This window comes from Pinibacter aurantiacus (genome assembly GCF_019130065.1).
Taxonomy (GTDB): Bacteria; Bacteroidota; Bacteroidia; order Chitinophagales; family Chitinophagaceae; genus Pinibacter; species Pinibacter aurantiacus.
Window position 1 is genome coordinate 231,521 of sequence record NZ_JAHSPG010000006.1, and the last position, 22,705, is coordinate 254,225.

The 22,705-nt window shown below is 42.6% G+C and carries 13 protein-coding genes; 7 read left to right on the plus strand and 6 right to left on the minus strand.

The features are described 5' to 3' along the window. Nucleotides 1–170 precede the first annotated feature (170 nt). From KTO63_RS10475 to KTO63_RS10485, 3 genes are all read left to right on the plus strand, one after another. Complete coding sequence (locus KTO63_RS10475; RefSeq protein WP_217791226.1) at nucleotides 171–3,443, plus strand: glycoside hydrolase family 2 protein; 3,273 nt, start codon at nucleotides 171–173, stop codon at nucleotides 3,441–3,443. A gap of 51 nt (nucleotides 3,444–3,494) precedes the next feature. After that, complete coding sequence (locus tag KTO63_RS10480; RefSeq protein WP_217791227.1) at nucleotides 3,495–6,359, plus strand: glycoside hydrolase family 3 C-terminal domain-containing protein; 2,865 nt, start codon at nucleotides 3,495–3,497, stop codon at nucleotides 6,357–6,359. Between the two features lie 231 nt (nucleotides 6,360–6,590). After that, nucleotides 6,591–9,116: a glycoside hydrolase family 95 protein gene (locus KTO63_RS10485; RefSeq protein ID WP_217791228.1), complete on the plus strand. Its 2,526-nt coding sequence runs from the start codon at nucleotides 6,591–6,593 to the stop codon at nucleotides 9,114–9,116. Nucleotides 9,117–9,249: 133 nt separating this feature from the next. Here KTO63_RS10485 and KTO63_RS10490 read toward each other — a convergent pair whose 3' ends face one another. From KTO63_RS10490 to KTO63_RS10505, 4 genes are all read right to left on the minus strand, one after another. After that, on the minus strand, nucleotides 9,250–11,175 hold the full coding sequence (locus KTO63_RS10490) for a PAS domain S-box protein (RefSeq protein WP_217791229.1): 1,926 nt from the start codon (nucleotides 11,173–11,175) through the stop codon (nucleotides 9,250–9,252). 310 nt (nucleotides 11,176–11,485) lie between these two features. After that, nucleotides 11,486–12,301, minus strand: a complete 816-nt coding sequence (locus KTO63_RS10495) for a hypothetical protein (protein WP_217791230.1) — start codon at nucleotides 12,299–12,301, stop codon at nucleotides 11,486–11,488. A 112-nt stretch (nucleotides 12,302–12,413) separates the two neighbouring features. Further along, the gene (locus tag KTO63_RS10500; protein ID WP_217791232.1) at nucleotides 12,414–12,902 is read right to left on the minus strand and encodes a hypothetical protein; all 489 of its coding nucleotides are present in this window, start codon (nucleotides 12,900–12,902) and stop codon (nucleotides 12,414–12,416) included. A gap of 11 nt (nucleotides 12,903–12,913) precedes the next feature. Beyond that, complete coding sequence (locus KTO63_RS10505; protein WP_217791233.1) at nucleotides 12,914–13,657, minus strand: DUF2625 domain-containing protein; 744 nt, start codon at nucleotides 13,655–13,657, stop codon at nucleotides 12,914–12,916. A gap of 537 nt (nucleotides 13,658–14,194) precedes the next feature. Here KTO63_RS10505 and KTO63_RS10510 point away from each other — a divergent pair. The 4 genes from KTO63_RS10510 to KTO63_RS10525 all read left to right on the plus strand — a co-directional run bounded on the left by KTO63_RS10510 (nucleotide 14,195) and on the right by KTO63_RS10525 (nucleotide 20,899). Beyond that, nucleotides 14,195–16,981 carry a TonB-dependent receptor gene (locus KTO63_RS10510; RefSeq protein ID WP_217791234.1) on the plus strand — a complete coding sequence of 929 codons (2,787 nt, stop codon included), beginning with the start codon at nucleotides 14,195–14,197 and terminating at the stop codon, nucleotides 16,979–16,981. A gap of 37 nt (nucleotides 16,982–17,018) precedes the next feature. Then, on the plus strand, nucleotides 17,019–18,560 hold the full coding sequence (locus tag KTO63_RS10515; RefSeq protein WP_217791235.1) for a hypothetical protein: 1,542 nt from the start codon (nucleotides 17,019–17,021) through the stop codon (nucleotides 18,558–18,560). Nucleotides 18,561–18,713: 153 nt separating this feature from the next. After that, entirely contained in the window at nucleotides 18,714–19,706 is a 993-nt protein-coding gene (locus KTO63_RS10520; RefSeq protein WP_217791236.1) for a hypothetical protein, read from the plus strand. A 20-nt stretch (nucleotides 19,707–19,726) separates the two neighbouring features. Then, nucleotides 19,727–20,899, plus strand: a complete 1,173-nt coding sequence (locus KTO63_RS10525; RefSeq protein WP_217791237.1) for a metallophosphoesterase family protein — start codon at nucleotides 19,727–19,729, stop codon at nucleotides 20,897–20,899. A 145-nt stretch (nucleotides 20,900–21,044) separates the two neighbouring features. Here KTO63_RS10525 and KTO63_RS10530 read toward each other — a convergent pair whose 3' ends face one another. Continuing rightward, nucleotides 21,045–21,545, minus strand: a complete 501-nt coding sequence (locus KTO63_RS10530; protein ID WP_217791238.1) for an SRPBCC family protein — start codon at nucleotides 21,543–21,545, stop codon at nucleotides 21,045–21,047. Between the two features lie 209 nt (nucleotides 21,546–21,754). Next, nucleotides 21,755–22,585: a glutaminyl-peptide cyclotransferase gene (locus KTO63_RS10535; RefSeq protein WP_217791240.1), complete on the minus strand. Its 831-nt coding sequence runs from the start codon at nucleotides 22,583–22,585 to the stop codon at nucleotides 21,755–21,757. Between the last annotated feature and the right edge of the window lie 120 nt (nucleotides 22,586–22,705).

Consider the following 22,705-nt stretch of genomic DNA (forward strand, 5'->3'; position numbering starts at 1 on the left):
AGTTTTTTACAAAGAAATTCCGGTACTAATGTTCTATTAATGTTTTATTACGACTTTATTAGTAGCTCAAAGCTTTCTTTGGTGTCGATATTTAATTTGTCATAGGTAGATTTTTTCGGCGAGGCCGGAGTTTACCAGTGTCGGATTTTTAACCCACAATCAGCTTTGAAATGCTTGCTTTATTTAAAAGAAACAAAGGAGTTGCTTTTGCACTGTTGGCATGTTGCATGAACCTTGCTACAAAGGTCAATGCGCAGCAACAAAATTTTCACCATGATTTTGCTCCCTCCGAAGATCGAACGACGTCGCTCGAACGTCCATTCAGGGATGACATTTGTTTGAATGGTTCCTGGAAATTTTTTCCTGAAAGAAATGTTCGTGGTCTTTCAAAAGATCAGCTACGCGATCCGGCATTGCCCAACAATTTTTCATGGGAAAAGGTAGCGGTGAAAATTCCGTCGCCATGGAACATCAACAGTTTCGCACAAGGCGGCGGCGATTTCGTGACTTACCCAAGCTATCCGAAAGATTGGGACACTGTGAGGGCCGGTTGGCTCATGCGCAAATTTGCATACAAACCGGAATGGAAAGGCAAGCGCCTGGTATTGCATTTTGATGCGGTTGCCGGTTTCACCAAAGTAATCATCAACGGAAAAAAAATGGGACAGAATTATGATGTCTTTCTTCCTTTTGAAGTAGATATTACTGATGAGATAAAACAAGACGGTGAAAATGAATTGATGTTATGGGTAGCAGATGCTGATCTGCTCAATGAACCTGGCAAGTATGGGAGAAGACTTTATGTGGGTGGCTCATTCTGGGGCCAGCACATCAACGGCATTTGGCAAGATGCATACTTGCTGGTAAAGCCGGAAGTGTATGTAGTCAATGCTTTTATTAAAGCGCAGGTTGATAGAGATTCATTGCAGGTTGAGTATACCTTGGTAAATACGGCTAATGCAAAAAGAACTGTCGACCTTGGAGGAACTGTTTCGCAATGGATCAATCTTGCCGGTAAAAGCATAACCGAAGCGCCTGAAATAAAATGGACGCTAGATAATAAAGAAGCTCTTTCGATTCCATCTCAAAAAGTAACACTTGCAGCGGGGGAAAAAAAGAAGGTGACGCTTTCCGTTGCTGTTAAAGGCAAACTGAAAACATGGTCCGCTGAGACCCCCAATTTATATGGACTCGTAACAACATTGAGCAGTGGCAAAACTGTTGTTGACAAACAATATGAACGCTTTGGCTGGAGACAATTTAAGATAGAAGGTGATAAATTATACCTCAACGGACAACGTGTGGTAATGAAAGGCGACTCATGGCATTTCATGGGCATTCCGCAAATGACGCGTCGCTATGCATGGGCCTGGTTCTCGATGTTGAAAGACGCTCACGCAAATGCTGTTCGTTTGCATGCACAACCTTATCCTTCGTTCTATCTTGACATGGCCGATGAAATGGGTATCTACATTCTTGATGAAACAGGCCTGTGGGCAAGTGATGGCGGGCCCAAGGAAGATGCCGAAGCGTATTGGACAAATGCTGCTGATCATCTGAAACGTTTCATCCTGCGTGACCGCAATCATGCATCAGTATTTGGCTGGAGCGTTTGTAATGAAAATATTCCTGTAGCTGTGTATGTGCATCACTCACCTGATAGTCTTGTCAACAAACAATTACAGGAGATCAATCATTGGGTAGCGATCACAAAAGAACTTGACCCAACAAGAAACTGGATCTCCGGTGATGGTGAAACAGATCGTCCTACTGACCTGCCGACAATCATCGGTCACTATGGCGATGAAAACTCTTACAAGAACTGGTCATCAAAAGGAAAGCTTTGGGGAATCGGTGAATCTGGAATGGCTTACTATGGCACACCAAGGCAAACGGCACAATACAATGGCAATCGTTCCTACGTGTCACAACAAGGAAGAATGGAAGGTGTTGCAATAGAGGCTGTACGTTTGCTTAACGGACAAAAGAAATACGATGCCTCTTACTATTCTATCTTCAATGTGGTATGGTATGGATTGAAGCCACTTGAGTTTGGACTAAAAGACACTACCAGAGCTCCAAAACCAACCGACGGAATTTTCTTCGATGCATTCAAAGAGGGCCAGCCTGGAGTGCAGCCGGAGAGGCTTGGGCCATACACCAGCACATTAAATCCGGGTTATGATCCTTCATTGCCGATGTACCACACATGGCCATTGTTCAATGCCATACAAGCTTCTTATGCTACAAATGCTCCTATCAGTGGTTATGACAAAATAGAAGATAAACCCGCAACTAATGAGAAGCAAAAGACATCCTATTCAAAAATAATGATCTTGTCTGCAGACCCGGAAGCCAAGCTGGCCGGGTTATTCAAGGATCTTGGTGTACAAACGGCTGATAAACTTTCGGCAACAGATCATGCGCTGATAATTGTGGACGGAAAATTTCCGCCCACTGATAAATCATCCATTTCGCTTTGCAGTGCTGTTACAAATAAAGGTGGTGATATCTTCATCTGGGGTGCCAATGAAAAGACACCTGCAGCTGTTGCGTCTTATCTCCCTTATGCGGTAAATGTTGTTGATCGCAAAGCCACTTCATTCATTAAAGAAAGTGACGATCCTGTGCTTGATGGCTTTGGCAATGGTGAACTTTATTTCAGCGAAATGGCATCACAACCGTTAGTGAATTATTGTATTGATGGTGACTTTTCGAAAAAAGGAAAAGTGCTGATGAGCGCTTGCAATGCTGACTGGAAGGCCTGGAATGGCAAAGCAGAATATTCAAAAACCATTTCCCTGATTAAAAGCGAAAGAGAAAATAAAGCGGTTGGCAACGTGATGGTCGTGTATCCATCAGGCCAGGGAAATATTTATTTTACGACGCTCGATCCGCAGGCGATCTACAAAACCTCCGAGCGAGTACTGTATGCGTTGTTGGCAAATCTTGGTGTAACGTTCAATGCGCAAGCAGGTAGAGATCTTTCGGCAATTGATGGCGATGGTGTGCTGCAACACGCAATGTTCCTCGATTCTGTGGTAAATGGTAAAACAACATCAAGAACACTAAGTGCTTCTTCGAATGGTACATTGGATGCGAGCGATATTCAACAAAGCAAAGATGGCAACAACTTCATCAGCTTTTGGGTATACAGCCCCCGCTCGCAGGTGAATCTTTTGGCAGAGCCGGACATGCCGGTGTTAAATATGGATATCACTACCAAAAGTCCGTGGCAGGTATATTTGAATGGCAAGGCCGTAGATGCTGCTTCCATTGAAAATAAAAAAGATGGAAAGATCATTCACTCGCTGCCGCTGGATAAAGGCTGGAACCATTTCCTCATTCAAAATTTGCAAAGAAATAATTTGGGTGTGCAGGTAAAGTTTATTTCTACACAGAAAGATTTTGTCGAGAAGCTTCGTTCAAAAATTTCTCAATAAAAATCAAAACAGATTCAACCAACAATAGCCAACATTTAATCAAGAGCGTTTATGAAGAAGAATCTTTCAAAAATTATTTTCGGTTTCTTTTTATTGTATACCGCCAACACGCAAGGGCAAACAAAATATTTCATGTCCGCAGTAGCGTCTGTTAACCAGGCCGCTGTTGGTCAATCTTTTGACGGCGATACGAAAACAGGCTGGGCGCTGCGCAGCGATGAGCTTAAGAAAGAGCAATCGGTATTGTTTACTTTATACAAGCCCGGCAATGTTAACGGGCTGCACATTGTTACCGATAATCTTACTGCAGAGGCATTAAAAAAATCGTTAACAATATATGTTACCTACGATCCGGTGAATCTTGGAACACCTGTTGTCTACAACGTTTCAGGAAACAAGACGTTTGATGTTTCATTTCCGGCAAAATATGGAGCGCATTTAAAGATGGTGATCAAAGAGGGCAGCATCAAGTCGCCTGTTACTTTCAAAGAGATCACTGTTGAATATGGCGGAGCTATGACTGATGCGACTGAGTTGAAAAACAAACCGTGGCTAAACGCATCCCTCCCTGTAAATGAAAGGGTTCTTTTGTTATTGAAAGTTATGACGCCAGCGCAAAAAATGGAATTGTTGAGAGAAGGTTGGGGCATACCAGGCATTCCTTCATTGGGCATTCCATTTGTGAACAAAGTGGAAGCCATTCACGGTTTTTCGTATGGAAGTGGTGCGACTATTTTTCCGCAATCAATTGGTCTTGGTGCAACATGGAACAAGCAGCTGATAGAAAAAGTAGCAGAAACAATTGGTGATGAAACAGTGAGCGCAAACACTGTGCAGGCATGGTCTCCCGTGCTTGATGTGGCGCAGGATGCAAGATGGGGACGTTGTGAAGAAACTTATGGTGAAGACCCGGTATTGGTGTCGGAGATTGGTGGAGCATGGATCAAAGGTTATCAATCGAAAGGGTTGATGGTTACACCAAAACACTTTGCTGCACACGGTGCGCCGCTGGGTGGTCGCGATTCGCACGACATAGGATTATCAGATCGCGAAATGCGTGAGATACATTTGGTCCCGTTTCGTCATGTCATTGAGAAGTATAAATGTCAATCCATCATGGTTGCCTATTCTGATTTCTATGGTGTGCCTGATGCAAAAAGCAAAGAGTTGTTGAAAGGCATTCTTCGCGAAGAGTGGGGCTTCGATGGCTATGTAGTGAGCGATTGTGGTGCCATCGGCAATCTCACAAGTAAAAAACATTTTACAGCAACGGACGTAGTTGAAGCAGCGAATCAATCGCTTGCTGCTGGTGTGGCAACAAATTGCGGAGACACTTACAATAATCCGAAAGTGATAGAAGCTGCAAAGAACGGAGGCCTCAATATGGATGACCTTAATTTTACTTGCAGCACTTTGCTGGCTACGATGTTTAGGAATGGCTTGTTTGATCATAACCCTGCGAAGCCTTTGAACTGGAACACCATTTACCCGGGTTGGAACAGTCCTGCACACAAAGAAATGGCGAGGCAGGCAGCGAGAGAATCGATAGTGCTGTTGAAAAATGAGGAGAAAGTTTTACCACTCTCTAAAAAGGTGTCAACCATTGCAGTGATAGGACCAGGTGCCGATGATCTGCAACCCGGCGATTACACCGCCAAGCTTCAACAGGGACAACTTGTTTCAGTTTTGTCTGGTGTTAAAAAAGCGGTGGGTGTTGCAACGCAAGTGCTGTTTGAAAAAGGTTGTGAGTTTTATTCTACCGATAGCTCTCGCATCAAAGACGCAGTTGCTGCTGCAAAAAAAGCAGAAGTTGTAGTAATGGTGTTGGGAGATTGCTCAACAAGTGAAGCAATGAGTGGTGTTAAAAAAACTTCCGGTGAAGCAAATGACTATGCGTCTCTTATTTTGCCCGGTTATCAACAAAAATTACTGGAAGCAGTTTGCGCCATTGGCAAGCCTGTTGTATTGATTCTGCAATCGGGCAGACCGTATAACTTAAGCTATGCTTCTCAACATTGCAAAGCGATACTGGTGAACTGGCTTCCGGGACAGGAAGGCGGCTATGCCACTGCTGACGTATTGTTTGGCGATTATAATCCTGCGGGTCGTCTGCCTATGACCTTTCCAAAAGACGTTGCGCAGTTGCCTTTGTATTACAACTTTAAAACATCGGGCAGGCAATACGCTTATGTGGACATGCCATTCTATCCTTTGTATCCTTTCGGATACGGATTGAGCTATACTACTTTTAATTATTCGGATTTAAAGACTTCTACAAATGACGATGGCTCGGTAAATGTAACTGCGACCGTTACCAACACGGGCAGCACAGCAGGAGATGAAGTAGTGCAGTTATATGTTACCGATATGTATGCCAGTGTGAAAACACGCGTAACGGAGTTGAAAGATTTTGCCCGGGTAACACTTGCGCCGGGCGAAGCAAAGAAAATGTCATTTGTACTAAGTCCTTATCAGTTATCTTTATTGAATGACGAAATGGATAGAGTGGTAGAAGCCGGAGATTTTAAAATATTGGTTGGTGGAAAAAGTCCGTCGTTTAAAGCATCGGATGAAATCAAGAACAGTGTTGCGTTTACCAACAGTGCGGAAGGTGTAAGTACTATGTTTCATTACAATAAAAAGTTTGCAGCTTCATTTAGCATGACTACCGGAAAGATTTTTGTTGACAGCATTATCGGAAAAAAGATATTGCCTGTGCTTGTTAAGAACAACGGCAATCTTACAGATGTTGGAACCATTTCTATGTATATCAATGGAAACCGTGCGGATGATGTTCATCACTTTGAAGTGGAGCCCGGTAAAGAAAAGCAAGTAGAGTTTATTCTTAATGAGGATGTAGCTGGCAAGCAAGTAACGTTTACAAGCAAACATGTAAGTATAACAAAACAGTTTTGATCAGTAGTATTTGAGATGCCTGATAATTTAAAGCTGACTGCGTTATAAGCAGCGGTATTGAATAGCCTAAGACAAATACTACGAACGTATTGCTCCTACGGAGCTTCAGTTTATTTATTCCGCAGTTTGCATGCTCCGTAGGAGCACTATGTTCGTAGCATTAAAGTATATAACAGTCGAAACTAATTCCAGCTCCGTAGGAGCGAAACGTCAAAAACATTGAAGAATAACATGCGCAGACACGACAGTATGATTGCAAAAAGTAAGCGGGTAAGGCTTGCTTTAATTGTTTTTACTTTTCAAATCTCTTTCATTTCAACCTTTTCACAGGATCGCTTAACAAAAGAAGATTCTACATTGCCCGCCTCTCAGCGCAATGGAAAAATAATGGCACAATGGTATGACCGTGCAGCTTTTTCAGGAAAGGGAGAGGGTCCACAGAAAGATAATGTTTTGTGGTACCGTACATCGGCGAAGGTGTGGGAAGAAGCGCTTCCGGTAGGCAATGGAAAGTTGGGCGCTATGATATTTGGTGGTGTTACTGATGAGCGTATTCAGTTGAATGAAAGTACCCTCTGGGATGGGTTTGCGCAGGATGCCAGTAATCCCAATGCATTAAAAGCTTTACCGGAAGTGCGACGCTTATTGTTTGAAAATAAAAATAATGAAGCAGTAGAATTGGCGGGTAAAACCATGATGGGGGTGCCGTCCCGCATCAAACCTTATCAATCGCTGGGAGAGTTGTGGTTTGATATGCCGGTAACCAATGCAGAGAATTACACAAGAAGTTTGGACATGTCAACTGCCATAGCAACGGTGCAATATCGCTCGGCTGGTGTTACTTATACGAGAGAGAACTTTGCGGATGTAGCAAATAATGTGATTGTTGTCCGGTTTACGGCAAGTGAAAAAGGAAAAATCAGTTTCAGGCTAAGATGCAGGCGTGCTAAAGACGCAGTGTGTGTGTCATTTCCGATGGACAATCAAGCGCTCCTGCTGCGCGGACAAATAGCGGTGAAAGACAGTTTAGGAAACCCGAGAGGAATGAAATTCGCTGCGAAAATAAAAGCCGTTGCAGAAGGTGGGACTGTAAATGTTACAGACACTTTAATGAATGTACAAAACGCTACTTCAGTTACTTTGTATATAGCAGGCGCAACAGATTATCAGGGACTCGTGCAAGTGGCCAGGGGGCATGCTTCTGCAACTGACCCTGAAATTCAATGTAACAGCATCTGCCAAAGGGCAATCGCCGTTCCCTATGCTAAGTTAAAAGCGCAGCATATAACAGACTATCAACGCTACTTTAACCGTGTGTCAATTAGTTTAGGAAAGGTTTCCGATTCATTAAAAGCGTTGTCTACTGATGAACGTTTGGCACATGCACGTGTAAGTGGTCAGGCAGACAATGATCTGATCTCTACATATTTTCAATACGGCCGTTATTTGCTGATTTCCTCTTCGCAGCCGGGTGGCATGCCTGCTAACCTGCAAGGCTTGTGGGCATGGCAGATGAATCCACCATGGAACGCAGATTTTCATACAAACATCAATGTGCAGATGAATTATTGGCCCGCAGAAATTACCAATCTTTCTGAAATGCATTTACCGCTTTTTGATCTTTGCAACGTCTTGGTGAAACCGGGTGAAAAAACGGCGCGCACACAATATGGGGCGAGGGGCTGGGTGGTACATCATCTTACTGATGCATGGGGCTTTACAGCACCTGCTGATGGACCGCAGGGCATTTGGCCAATGGGCGCTGCATGGCTCGCGCAGCATCCATGGGAGCATTATTGTTTTACCGGGGATAAAAAATTTCTCTCGTCTACCGCATATCCTTTGATGAAAGGTGCGGCTTTGTTTATGCTCGACTTTCTTGTGAAAGCGCCGGAGGGAACGGCGTGTGCAGGAAAGCTTGTAACCAATCCATCGTATTCGCCAGAGAATGAATTTGTATTGCCTAACGGAAAAGTGTCTGTCTTTACTTACGGTGCCACAATGGATCTTGAAATTATCCATGACCTGTTAACGCACTGCATTGAAGCAAGCAAGGTCTTGAATATTGATGCAGATTTTAGAAAGCAATGTACTGAAACCTTGCAACAATTAGCACCGATTCGCATAAGCCAGGCAACGGGAAGAATAATGGAATGGGCAGAAGACTATAAAGAAACAGATCCGCATCACCGCCATACTTCGCATTTGTTTGGATTGTATCCCGGCAACCAAATCACTGTGAATGGTACGCCAGCGCTCGCAGGGGCTGCGCGCAAAACGTTAGAAGCAAGAGGCGATAATGGCACGGGCTGGAGCCTCGCATGGAAGATCAATATGTGGAACAGGTTACAGGATGGCGACCATGCGTACAAGTTGTTGTCAGTATTGTTGACGACAAAAACACTGCCCAATCTTTTTGATAACCACCCGCCATTTCAAATAGATGGAAACTTTGGCGCAACTGCTGCCATTGCAGAAATGTTTTTGCAAAGTCAGCAACAAACAGCAAATGGTGCTTATGTTATTCAACTGCTTCCTGCTTTGCCTCATACATTTGAAACAGGCGCAGTTAAAGGGTTGTGCGCACGCGGCGGTTTTGTGGTAGACATGGAATGGGCAAATGGAAAACTCATGGCGGCAACAATTACTTCAAAATTAGGCGGAGAATTAAATGTTCAGTTGGGTGATAAGACGGCGAAATTTTCAACGGTGAAAGGAGAGGTGGTTCGATTGGATGGTAGTTTGAAAAGAAATTAGATGAGGCCTTATAGCAATAGTTGAATAGACTAAATGGACTGAATAAACTGAATGTTTCAAATTCAAAGGTTCACGATGAATAGAGAATGCTCAGTCTATTCAGTCCATTCAGTTTATTCAGTTATTCTTTCCCTCACTTCATTATCACAAGATGAGCTGGAAGTAATATTACAAAAGTGGAGCCTTTATCCGGTTCGCCGTATGCATATATAAAACCCTGGTGATTCTCAATAATTTTTTTACAAAGAGCAAGGCCGATGCCTGTTCCTTTATAAGTGGATTTCGAATGAAGTCGCTGGAAAATCTGGAAAATTTTTTCTGCATACTGTTGTGCAAAGCCGATGCCGTTGTCTGTAAAAGAAATTTCAAGTACATGCTCTGAATCCAGAACAGGAACACCGTCTGGAAGTTGATCGTTCAGCAGGAACCGTGCGCCGATATTTATAGAAGGGGTTGTCTCGCAAAACTTAATTGCATTGCTGATCAGGTTTGCAAACAGTTGCCTCAATTGGGATGGAAGTCCCATGATTACAGGCAATTGCTGCGATTGAATCTGAGTGCCTGTTGTATTTATTAATGTTTCGTAGTCTTCAATAACTTCTCTCAGAATCAGGTTGAGGTCTGTTTTTACGAACTGCGTTTCCTGTCGGTCTATTCTTGAATATTCGAGGATGCTTTCTACAAGACTGGACATTCGTTCTGCGGACGATTTTATACGGTGAAAATAGTTTGCCGGTACAGGATCAAGGCGTCCATTTTTCTCAATGATGTCGATAAACGTTTGAATTTTCCTCAAAGGCTCCTGCAGGTCATGGCTTGCTATGTAAGCAAATTGTGCAAGGTTTTCATTTGACTTTAACAGGTGTTCATTCATTCTGCTGAGATCTGCTGTGCGCTCGGCAACGGTTTGTTCAAGTATTTCTTTGGTTGTTTTTTCGTCGGTAATATCCAGCATCGTGCCGATGATCTTTTCTGCGTCGCCATGTGGAGAAAAATATACCTTGCCCCTCACTCTTGCCCATTTAATTGCTTTCGATTCGTGAACAACGCGGTATTCGATATCGTAGTCTCCGCCGTCCGCATTTGTCATAGCCTGTTGCAACCGGGCGTTTACAAGATCCTTGTCTTCCGTAAAAATGGCATCCATCATAAGTGCCCAGGAAAGCGCTTTGTTCAATATGCCGAAGATATTGGCTGTTTCTGATGAATAGGCAAGGTGTTGGTTTTTGATGTCAAATGACCATGTACCAAGTCTTGCCGTTTCAATTGCCAGGCGGTAGCGTTCCTCGCTTTCACGCAGAGAAACTTCCTGCGCTTTTTGAAGCGTAATGTCACGGGCTATCTTTGAAGCCCCCACTACTGTTCCGTTTGCATCCTTTATCGGAGAAATTGTCAGCGATACATTTAGCAGATCTCCGTTTTTGTTAATTCGGATGGTTTCATAATGATCGATGCGGCGGCCTGCGCGAAGATGTTCCTGGATCATGGATTCTTCGTTCCATAAATTTCCAGGAATAAGTTTAAAGATCAGTTGCCCGATCATTTCATCGGACGAGTATCCAAAGATCCTTTCTGCACCTGCGTTCCAACTGGTGATTACTCCATCCAGTGTTTTGGAAATAATAGCATCGTCGGAAGTTTCAACGATTGCGGCCAGGTGTGCCTCTTTTTGCTGATTTATATTTTGACTAAGAACGCTTTCGCAGTTAATGATAAAGCCAATGTGGGCGCCTTCATCATCATGGAGATATCTGAGATTAGATTTAACAAGCGTTCTTTTGCCATCAGATTTTTCAACGAGCATGTTTTGTATCGACAGCTTGCCCTTGATTATGTCTTCAGTTAAAAATGGCGTAAATGGTTTTCCTTTCTCGTCAAATGTTTTCCATGCGCCGGTCCATTTTTCTTTGCCTGGTTCAGGCCTGCGACCCCAAAGTTTTGCCGAGGCTTCATTGTAGAAAATAATAAAGCCATTGGTGTCGCAGAGGTACACAGCCTCTTGCTGTGGATCCAAAACCTGTTGCAATAAGTATTTAGTATCCGGAAATGTAACGTTCATGTTTGTTTCAGTCGCATGCGGGTGAAAGAAAAACGAAAACAATAAATATTGTGCCAGTGGTAATCCAGAATGGATATGGGATTATCAACGAAAACATAATTTACGAAATAAACGGTAAAGGTGGGAAAAACATTCTACAATTTGCCGTGGGGCAATTTGAGAATTTGAGAATTTGAAAATTTGAAAATTCTTTCCGCGCAGTTTCCCTGATCTCATTCTGAATTCACTTCTTTGCAAGCAGCAACAAATCATTTAGAGACGCGCACCTAACGCATTTTCAAATTTTCAAATCCTCAAATTTTCAAATTGATCACATTTTCTTATCCAGGTACCAATCAATATAATCTTCTATGATGGTGTTGATATCAAGTACTCTGTAGATCATGGAGTGCTTTGGCAGGAAGTCCTGTGCGGCAGTATTTGCTTCGAGGTTGACGATTTTGGACACAGTTGAATAAGATCTGTGTTTGTAGCGGGAAATAGGTTGGCCGGGAGATTCAAAAAATTGACAATGGTATTCCGTAGTGTCGCCCGCGCCAATCGTGGTGATTTTTAAATCGTTGTAAACATCGGCAGAAACGATTTCCGGGTTTATTATGATTTTCTGATAGTGAAGAAAAGAATCCAGCATGTTGAAGCTTTGAATTTCACCAATTTTTTTTCTTGAATCAGTCCTGTCGGCGTCAAAGCCTTTCAGTTTCCAGAGTTCATCATATTTTTTTGCTATTTCTACAATTTCCTTCCTTTCGGGTGTAGCAAGCCGGGGTTCAATAAACGATTGGGTAAAGTTCTGTTTGTCAGTATTTAATTGAGTGAGCCAGTAGAATATCTTTTCTTTTGGAACGGGGGGCAGGTTTTTGGTGGAGAAACGGATCGAATCTTTGTGAAGTGTTTTGCCGTCGTTTCCGGCCGATGCAACAATGGAAAGTCGACGCGTAAATTTAAAGTCGCCACTTTGAGTTCTTGTCAATTCAAGTATTTCACCCTTTCCGTAGACACCCGGTCTGCCCAATGAGTAGTTGCCCTTGCCATAGTCAATGATGATGGTGCGCACAGAATCAATAACTTGCCCAAAGGAAAACTGTTGAGCAAGCAGAAACAGGCCGATCAGGAGCTGCTTTACCATCTTGCAATTATTTAGTGTTTAGGTGTGGTTCCTACAAATAACAATGATGGTGGAAAATTGTTGACGATTTCTTTTCAATTCTATTGGATGATGCGATGTTTTGGAAAGAAAACTACCGGCTGTAGATTATTAAGTCGCAACTTGATGCGACGATGAATGATTTTCCTGTTTCAGAAAAACCAAAAGCTCTGAATTCACACGCGCCGTCTTTTGCAATGAATATTTTTTGTTCCTTATCCGGCGATATCAGATGAATCTTTTGAATTAAGTATTTTTCAAAAGGCTTGTCGTCAGGTTCTGGTTTAGAGATTGAAAGTGTCCAGCCATCCGTTGTACTCTTAGGTAAATTATCATCGCCATATAAGCCATGAGTTGTTATGATCAGTCCTTCCAGGCAATCAAAGCCCGGGATGGAACCAGAGGGTTCATTAAAACTATTCCACCAGTCGGCACCATCATGTTTTCTTGCGATTTTTTCTCCCGTGTTACAATCAAAAATGCCTTGACCCTGACTTGACAAGACTATCAGTTTGTCTTGACCAGGAGCAAATCCTACATTTTCTAGCCCGCCGATTGCAAAGAGATTTTTGAGTGTCCACATCACTGCTTATTTTATTTATCAAGTCCCAACTGCTTGCGGAAACTCAAATTTAAACTGAACTGTTCTTCAACCGGTATGGCAGACCGGTGATTTTTATTTACGTCTTTTCCTTCTTTTGTCCAGAGGTAAGGATAAAAACTGAATACCTTATTGCCATCTAGTTTTGAAACTTCCTCCTTCCAATTTGCCCATCTCATCCCTTCATAAAATTTCTCCAGATCGCCTTCAAAACAGAAGCGCAGGAAGTCTGTATAGGTAATATCAAGTGGTTCATATTCCAAATTGTCGGGAGAAAAATAATACACTTTGCCAAGGTCCTTTCCAAGCCCCCCGCCGTTTAACATATAGAAACCACCGATTGCATCATCTGCTATTAACAGAAATGTTGGTGCTTCTCCAAACTCTTTAAATGATTTTCCTTTGTTCCAGTCTGGCAGTGTTCTGTTGAGTTTCTCGTTTCCTGATCCAAGTATTCTGATCCAGCCGTTATCAATCAGGAGTCCTCCTGTTTCATAAACAATAGCTCCCATTGGGGAACGAGTGGTTACCTGGGTTTTGTACAGTGCATCTTTTGCTTTGGCCGTATCAGCCGACAAAATTTCTATTTTATTTTTTCCTGATTTGATCCATTCTTTCACGAGCGGCCAACCCGGATCTGTTTTGTTTATAAGTTCATCAATGGAGCACATTTTCTTTTGTGCAGTGGTTGTTAAAGTGAATATGGCCAGTAAAATAGTAATAAGGTGTCGGGTCATGCGGTTGGGTTGTAATGAGAGCAATAACTTTCATTTTTTATTGGTGAAATGCATCGCCACCTTACTTGCCAATGCTGGTTTTTGGGTAGGCCGACAGCGAACTTAAAACATTTTTTTTAGCACTTGAAAAGTTTGCGATCGATAAATAGCAGAGTCTCGAAAATGCACAGTTTTTTTCACCACTAAGGCACTAAGGTCACTAAGTTTCACTAAGAAAGAGAGCGCTTAATGCGGTGTACATCTAAGAAGTAAAGGATGCAAGTTCGCTGGCAAGCAGCGGTTCGTAATCCTCCTTCCCTCTGTGAAAAAAACTCCTTTCCTCCGTGGTAAAAAGAAAATCTTAGTGTGGCTTGTGCCCTTAGTGTCTTAGTGGCGAACTCGAAGATGCGAAGCACCTCTTATCCAACTACATTCTGAAAAAATTTGGATGACAATGTTAAGTGATTATTACGAAAACATTACGGTTGCGTTATTATACTTGTAACGTAAATGAACAGTTGCATTTTTATTTTCCTTTGCCGAAAATTATTAAACCCAATGCAACTGCGCGCTCTGTTTATTGCCGGACTGGCTTTTATTGGCAACATTTCATTTGGTCAACAAACTGAACACACCATCAAAGGAACCATTCTTGATGCACAATCAAAAGAACAGCTTTCCGGTGCAACCGTTACCATTACTGAATTGCATCGCAATACAAGTACAAGGCTGGATGGTTCTTTCACGCTTGATCACATCAATGGCGGCACCTACCATTTTCAGGTCAGCTACATTGGCTACATAACAATTGATACAGTGTTTGCTGTGAGCAGCAACATCAAAATAAATATCTCACTAAAGAACGCAACTTCTTCTTTGAGCGAGATTGTTATTGCCGGAAGAAAGGCAAATGGAGAATCAGAAGTGGCTGCAAAAAGAACAGAGCAGAATGCAGCAAGCGTTCAAAACATCATTTCAGCAAAAGCCATTCAAATGTCACCCGACGTAACAGTGGGAAATGCCTTGCAACGTGTATCCGGTGTGTCGGTAGAGCGCAGCAGCAGTGGTGACGGGCGTTACGCCATCATCAGGGGGATGGACCAACGTTATAATAATACATTGATCAATGGGGTGAAAATTGCAAGTCCTGATAACAAAAGCCGCTTCATTCCCCTGGACATTTTTCCTTCTGACCTGATTGAAAGAATTGAAGTGAACAAAACACTTATACCAAATATGGAAGCTGACGCCATAGGTGGTACGGTAAACATGGTAATGAAAAATGCGCCCGACGCATTGTATGTGAATGCAAGTGCTTCTGCTGGTTTTAACCAGAATGTATTGAAGAACGGCTTTGATCAGTTTCCTGTAAGTGCGATCAACAAACAATCTCCGTACAGAGCAAACGGTCCGGCCTACAGCGCAACACCACAGGACTTCACAAGAGATAATTTGAACTACACGCACAAATCAGCGCCGGTTAATACTTTCGCAACACTATCTATTGGTAACCGTTTTTTCAAAAACCGTTTAGGTGTAATGTTGGGTGGTTCCTATCAAAATGTTTACAAAGCCTACAACACGATATTTAGCCCCGGTGAGTTCCAGGATGGGGGAGCATTATATATAAAGCATTTTAACGTTCGCGACTACTCCACACAACTTACGCGTGCTGCGTTGAACGGCAAGCTCGATTTCAACATTAACGACAAGAACAAAATAGGCCTGTACGTTATTTATGCGGACCTGAAAGATGCTCAGGCCCGCTTGACGCACGACACACTTATTCTTGCGCCGAGAACGGTTCCCGGAACGGGCCAGATATGGCAGTTTGGACGTTCGAGGTATCAGCATCAAAATATTTTCAACACAACATTGCAGGGACAACACACTCTTGTAACAGACAGGTTAAAACTTGACTGGTCAGCTGTTTATTCGAATGCGATGAGTGAAATTCCTGACATCGCAGAATACGAATATGATGGTGGTTTTTACACAGATCCGTCAGCTCCGGGATCTGCGCCGTACAAACATCCTGACGTGTTGCAAAACTTTGATCGCACGTGGTGGAAGAACACCGACAGGGATCTTACAGGATACCTGAACCTCAACTATACCAACGCTACGCACGGTATTCCATATACAATATCAGTAGGTGGTATGTATCGCGATAAACACAGAGTGAACGACTATGATAATTACGAGTTGAGACCAGTTCCCAATAGTGATGGTTCACACCAGGAGTGGTCGAATATTTACAACTTCAATTGGTCCGTGTACAATCCTAAAGGAAGTCCGGGAGAAGCAAATAACTACAGATCAAATGAGCAGATCGCAGCAGCTTATGCAATGATTAAGTTCAGGCTCAAAAAACTGGAAACTGTGCTGGGCGTGAGAATGGAGCATACCGCACAGGATTTTGTTACGGATGTGCCGGTAACGCAGGCCGGAAAAAGTGGCGAGAAATCTTACAAGGATATTTTACCAAGCGTAAACTTCAGGTATATACTGAATGAAAAAACAAATATCAGGCTGTCGTATTATAGTGCAATTGCAAGACCAAGCTATTTTGAGATTGTTCCTTACAGTGACAATTCAATGGATGATTTCAACGAGAGTGGGAACCCGTATGTATTGCACTCTACCTCACAGAATTTCGATCTTCGTTATGAATGGTATCCGCGTGCCAATGAACAAGTGTTTGTAGGTGCATTCTATAAAAACATTAAAGATCCGATTGAGTACGGTTTCAACTTCACGGGCTTTCAGAGTGATTTGATCTATCAGCCGAATAACTATGGTGATGCAACCAACTACGGTGTGGAGTTGGTGTATGAAAGGTACATCGGGAACTTTGGTGTAAGAGCGAACTATACTTACACACACTCTTCGATTACTACAACAAAATTTACTTCTGAGATCAAGAACGGACAGGCAACAAAATTATATCCGGAAGAAACGAGACCACTGCAGGGACAGGCTGCGCATATTGCAAATGCTGCCATTTTATACAAGAACAACAAACTTGGTTTGGACGCACAAATTACATGGCAGTATACGGGCAAGCGCATAGCATTGGTGTCACCTTACTATCAATTTGATTACTGGCAAAAGGGAATGAATGTATTCGATTTTGCAGCGGAGAAAAGAATTGTAAAACATTTCTCTGTGTTTGCAAAAGTGCAGAACATGCTGAATGCGAAATATGAAGTGTATGTAAACAAGCCGGCCACGAACAGTGTGCCTGTTCCTGAACAGGATCCATCATCCGGTAAAACGCTCGCACAGCGCAGTGAGTACGGACAAACTTATCAATTGGGTGTTCGTTACATTTTCAAAAAATAATATCAAATAGACTATCAACTCTTATTAAAGTACAATTATGAAGAAACATCATTTCAGGATCGGCCTTATCGCAATGATACCGGTCGTAATGTTCTCTTGTAAGAAAGACGGCGAAAACACAAACATTTCAAAGCCGCTGACTATCATTGGTCAAAGTATTTCTGATACTATCCTTCCAATGAAAGATGCATCAGGCAATTCAATTCCTTTGAAAGGAACAATGCTTGCCGGTAAAACTTACCACATCATGTCAGACGTTACCATCAATGCCGGTGACACTGTTTACCTGCAGCCCGGCGTGAAAGTATTGATACATGGAGATGGCCTTAGCCCTGCAACTAGCCCTGCATTTTATGTGAATGGTACATTGGTGAGCGCTGGAAGCAAAGAAGCTCAAAACTGGTTCACAGTGTATGAAACGGCTTCTGTTCCTAAATCAAATTCGACTTATAAAGACGATGTTGTAAACGACCCAGCTTACAAAGGTTACTGGGGTGGTTTTCAGTGCGGACCTACTGCGGATCTGCTGTTGCTTCGCTGGACGCACGTTGAGTACACCGGCGGTCCATGGGGTAACAATGCTGCTGACTTCGGTTTCGCCCCGGGCGACGCTCGTAATGCGGTATATATGAACCGTGCTGCCGGCTTCAGTAAACTGATCCTTGAAGATTCATGGTTCTTTGGCAGTAAGGATGACTGTATCGGTAAATGTCAGAACACTTACGTGAGCATTATGAGAAACACCTTTAACAAACTCGGCGGTACTGGTGGAGAAGGTGTTAACCTGAAGAACCATGTGTTTGGCGATATGGCTTACAATCTTACTTACGGTATTGCAACAAATGGTTTGAAAACTGCTGGTGCTACAGGTGTGAACACTTTGGTGAACATCTACAACAACACGCTTGTTAACTGCGGTTTCAGACAAACAAAAGCTACACGTAATGGTTCTATCAATACAGAAACCAACACTGGTGGTTTCATTTACAACAACATTATTGTTAACTGTAAGCAAGGCCTTAGAATTTCTTACCAATCAGAAAAAGGAAAACCAAGTGACACATTGAACACTTCATACGGCCATAACCTTACCTGCATTGGAAGAGGTACTCAAATGGGTGGCGATGCACAACAATACATGATCTTCATCGAGCCTAACCAATTTACATTGAAACAGCCTGGTGACCTGAACGGATATACCAACGGTCCAATTGCTGCAAACGGTACCAACGCAGGAACCAACAATCCTAACGATTCGTTGAAATATGATCCTATGTTCATGAACTACGATGTTGCAAAAAACAGCATTGGTAAAGAATATAGAAACAGCGTAATCCCTGCAGGCGCTGACTTTCATTTGAAAACTGGTTCTCCTGCAATTGGTGCGGGTGTTTACAAAGGTGGTGCGGGCGCTAATGCAATGCCTACAAAGCCTAGCGCGACATTGCTTACGCAATACGGTTTCCCAATGAACGTATTGCCTGTTACTGGTAGTGAGTTTGATCCAACAATCACTGGTCCTAACAAAGACATGGGTGCTTTCCCGACAGACGGCACAGGCAACCAACATACTTACTAGTTAGCTGAACGCTTAACCCCAAAGCAGAACGCTTAACGCTGAATGCCTAACGCTGGTTTCATATTGAATGGACTGCGTTATGCATTTAGCGTTATGCATTTGGCGTTTTGCGTTTTGCGTTAAGCGTTCTGCATTAAGCATTAAGAATTAATAATGAGACTCTTCTTCTTTTTCCCTTTACCGTTTATTGCACTGGGAATTGTTGCCTGTTCAAAGAACTCAACGAGCGCAACGCCAGATACTCCGGGAGGTAGTGACACCACTGTTACTGTAGTTAAAGACACTACGCCGCAAACCAGGTACGACATTACGCAGCTTGAATATTGTTTATCGTTTGCTACAATTCCGGTTGTTGATACAATGCAACGACAGGAGTACAACGAGCTATCAGGCATTGCGTCAAGTGTGATGAACCCGGGCGTGCTGTACGTTCATGAAGACAATGCGGGCACTAACACTATTCCGCTTACCAATGCACATGGCGATGATCTCGGCAAACTGGTGCTGGACAACATTTCCACACGCAACATTGAGGATATCAGGGTAGCTCCCGGCCCCGAAGCTGGAAAGAGTTATATCTATCTTGCTGACATTGGCGATAACAACGCATCGCGTAAAACGATAACGGTTTATCGCTTCGTAGAACCAGTGCTGAAAGATCTTTCAGGCAGTTCTGCTGTTCATATACAGGCGATTGATAAGATAGAACTTGCTTATCCAAAAAATGCGGTGAATGCAGAAACATTGCTTGTTGATCCTGTAACGAAAGACATCTTCGTCGCATCCAAAGAAACGTCACGAAGCACGATATACACTGCCACTTATCCACAATCGCTTAGCAATACAACTGTTCTCAAAGCTGTGGTAAAAACAGATCTTGATCTTCTTACTTCTGGCGATATTTCTCCTGATGGATCGGAAATATTGTTGCGCAACAAAGGACAGATATGGTATTGGAAAAGAACAGCCGGTCAGTCGGTGGCGCAAGCAATTCTCATGGCTCCGCAAACGGCACCTTATGCGGGCAATGAGCATCAGGGTGAAGGCATTTGTTTTATGTATGACGGCGGTGGATATGTAACCGATACAGAAATAAAAGATCATCCTGGTGCTGTATCCACCATTTCATTTTATAAAAGAAAGTAACAACAACCTAAAGACTCAATATGAAAAGAATTTTTCAAAAGCCTGTTCTTATTGTAGCTGTACTAGCTGTAGTGGTAGGAACAAGTTGTAAAAAAGACGATAACAATTCAAAGAACGACGAGCCTGTGCAATTCATTTTTACTTCGGATGCACACTATGGCATTACGCGTCCTGCATTTCAGGGTAAAACAAATGTTGATGCGCATGTTGTGAATGCGGCTATGATTGCAAAGATGAACACCTTGCCCGATCTCACTTTGCCTGGTGATGGCGGTTTGAATGCAGGCAAGAAAATAAGCACTGTTGATTATCTCTTTGAAGGAGGTGACATAGCTAACAGGATGGAGATAAGTGCCAGTGTGCAAACGGCTGCTGCTTCATGGGAACAGTTTAAAGTAGATTATCTGCAGGCACTTACAGTGAAAAGTAAAGGCGGTCAAAAGGCACAGCTGATGCTGGTTCCGGGTAATCACGATGTTTCTAATACCATTGGCTATTATGCAAAAATGTCCCCGCTTACAGATGCTACATCGATGGCGAATATTTACAACATGATGTTCAATGTTTCTTCCAAAACAGCATCGAATTTTAGCTATGCAAATGACAGAATCAATTATTCTAAAGACATTGCAGGTGTTCACTTTTGCTTCATACAAATGTGGCCTGATTCCAGTGTAAGAATATGGATGAACAAAGATCTGCAGAATGTACCGTCAACAACTCCTGTGGTGATTGTGGCCCATGATCAGCCTGCAGTAGTTTCGAACCATTTCACCAATCCAAACGGCGATCATTCCATCAACAACACCGACAAGTTTGACAACGTATTGGATGAACATTTTAAAGATGGTACAACGACTTCTGTTGCTGACAATGTCGAACAGAGAGCATTTGTCGCTTTCCTGAAGCAGCACTCAAACATCAAGGCATACCTGCATGGTCACGCACACGAAAGCAAATACTACGTGTACAATGGCCCCGATAATGATGTGGCACTAAGCACAGTTGGAGCGGACTCTCCAATGAAAGGAGTTGTTTCATTAGCGGATGAAACAAAGTTGTCATTCCACTTTGGTGTGTTAGATCCTAAAACAATGACACTGACTATGAGAGAATGTTTGTGGAACACAGATCCTTCAAATCCATTGGCAACGATTCAGTGGGGCAAAATGGTAACGATCAATTTGAAATAATGTCTGTTGATATGACCAAGCGTTTCTACATTAAACGAAGAAACCCGCCTTTGAGCGGGTTTCTTCGTTTGTATAGATAATCGGTTTTGAAATTACTCGCAATAGAGTCAAATACGCTCCATTTTCAACTCTCCACTCTCCACTCTCAATTCTCAACCGCATGCTGAGTTGGCCATGGCGTGCCTTCTGCTGTTTCGCAATACAACTTCAGGCTCCTCAAAAATCTGCCCCATGTATAACTGCATTCGGCAAACATTGAGCTATATTCTTTCCAGTTGTTGTGATGAAAAATTAAGAGTGAGCCCCTGTCTGCACTGCTTTGATGCAGTTGATCGCTTAATTCTGCATGTTCTGCCAGCAGCTTTTCTTTTGTTCCAAATTGAATGGTAAAAGAAATCGACGTTCCAATCCATTCATCAGCGCCGTAAACACAAAGCCACTCAACAAGGTGCGGATGTTTCAGCTTCACCACTTCCATTTCTTTATAATAACCGTTGCCAAATGTAAACCTTGCAATTGTTTGTTCTTCTGGCTCGGATGAAGTATTTGGCGTCCACCACGCAGACAATCCAGCCTGGGTGGTCAACGCTTCGTATACTTTTTCTGCAGTGGCTGCAATGAATATTTGTTGGTGAATATTTGGCATGGAGGAGAGGGTTTACTGAACAACAAAGTTATGCCTGTATATGTTCAACAAACCTTGCTTACATGTGCGTTTCTCAAGAGCGGTTAATAACATTGTTTCTATTCAAACGAGGCTTCGACAAGCTCAGCCTGACACCCAAAGCAGCGTGTCAGGCTGAGCTTGTCGAAGCCTTTTCGCTAAGGAAACGGCATTGAATTTTAATTGCTGATCTAGTGCGTAAACTTTATCTCGTAGATATTCTCCCACAGCTTTCCTGTCACATACACTTTATCCGTGGCGGGATCATAAGCTATTCCGTTCAGCACATCCACGTTAGGATTTTTTGTTTTTGCTTCATTCATCAGCGAGCTAAGGTCAATCTTTCCAACTACTTTGCCGTTCGACGGATCAATTTTTACAATAAAATTTTGTTGCCAAACATTTGCATAAATAAATCCTTTGATAAATTCCAGTTCATTAATGCTATCTAGTGGTGTGTTGCTATCTGTAACTGATAATATTTTTTCCTGCGTTAAAGTTTTGGGATTCAGATAGGTGAGTTTGTCTGTGCCATCGCTCATAATTAAGCTTGTGCCGTCAGTTGTCATGCCCCAGCCTTCGATATTCGAATACTTAAAGTCGCCGGTTTTTTTAAAGGTTTTAGCATCATAAATAAAACCTGTCTGGTTTTTATAAGTAAGCTGGTAAAGTTTATCATTGAGAAATACAATGCCTTCACCAAAGTATTTTGTTTTATCCAATTCTAATTTGGTATCAACATGTCCGTTCGATAAATTATGCGCCACTACCAATGATCTTGTAAGCGGAAGATCCTTTGGCGAGCCTGTGCTTTCGTATAGTGTGCCATTGTAAAATAGCAGGCCTTCGGTAAACAGTGAAGCATCGTGAGGGTATTGGTTAACTACAGAATAGTTGATTAAAGGTGCAGCAGGAACAGCAGCGGTTTCAGTAGTTGTGGTGCTGCTTTGTTCATTGTTGCAAGATGAAAACACTACAAGGCTAACTGCAAGAAAGGTAGATGCGATATTGGTGAACTTCATGAAATTGATATTTTGATACGACCGGAACGCTATTGGTTCATTTAAAGGAAGCAATATATCAATTATGTTTGAAAAGACAGGAAGGAATAGGAGATAACTGTTTTTTGGAGACTTTGAAAG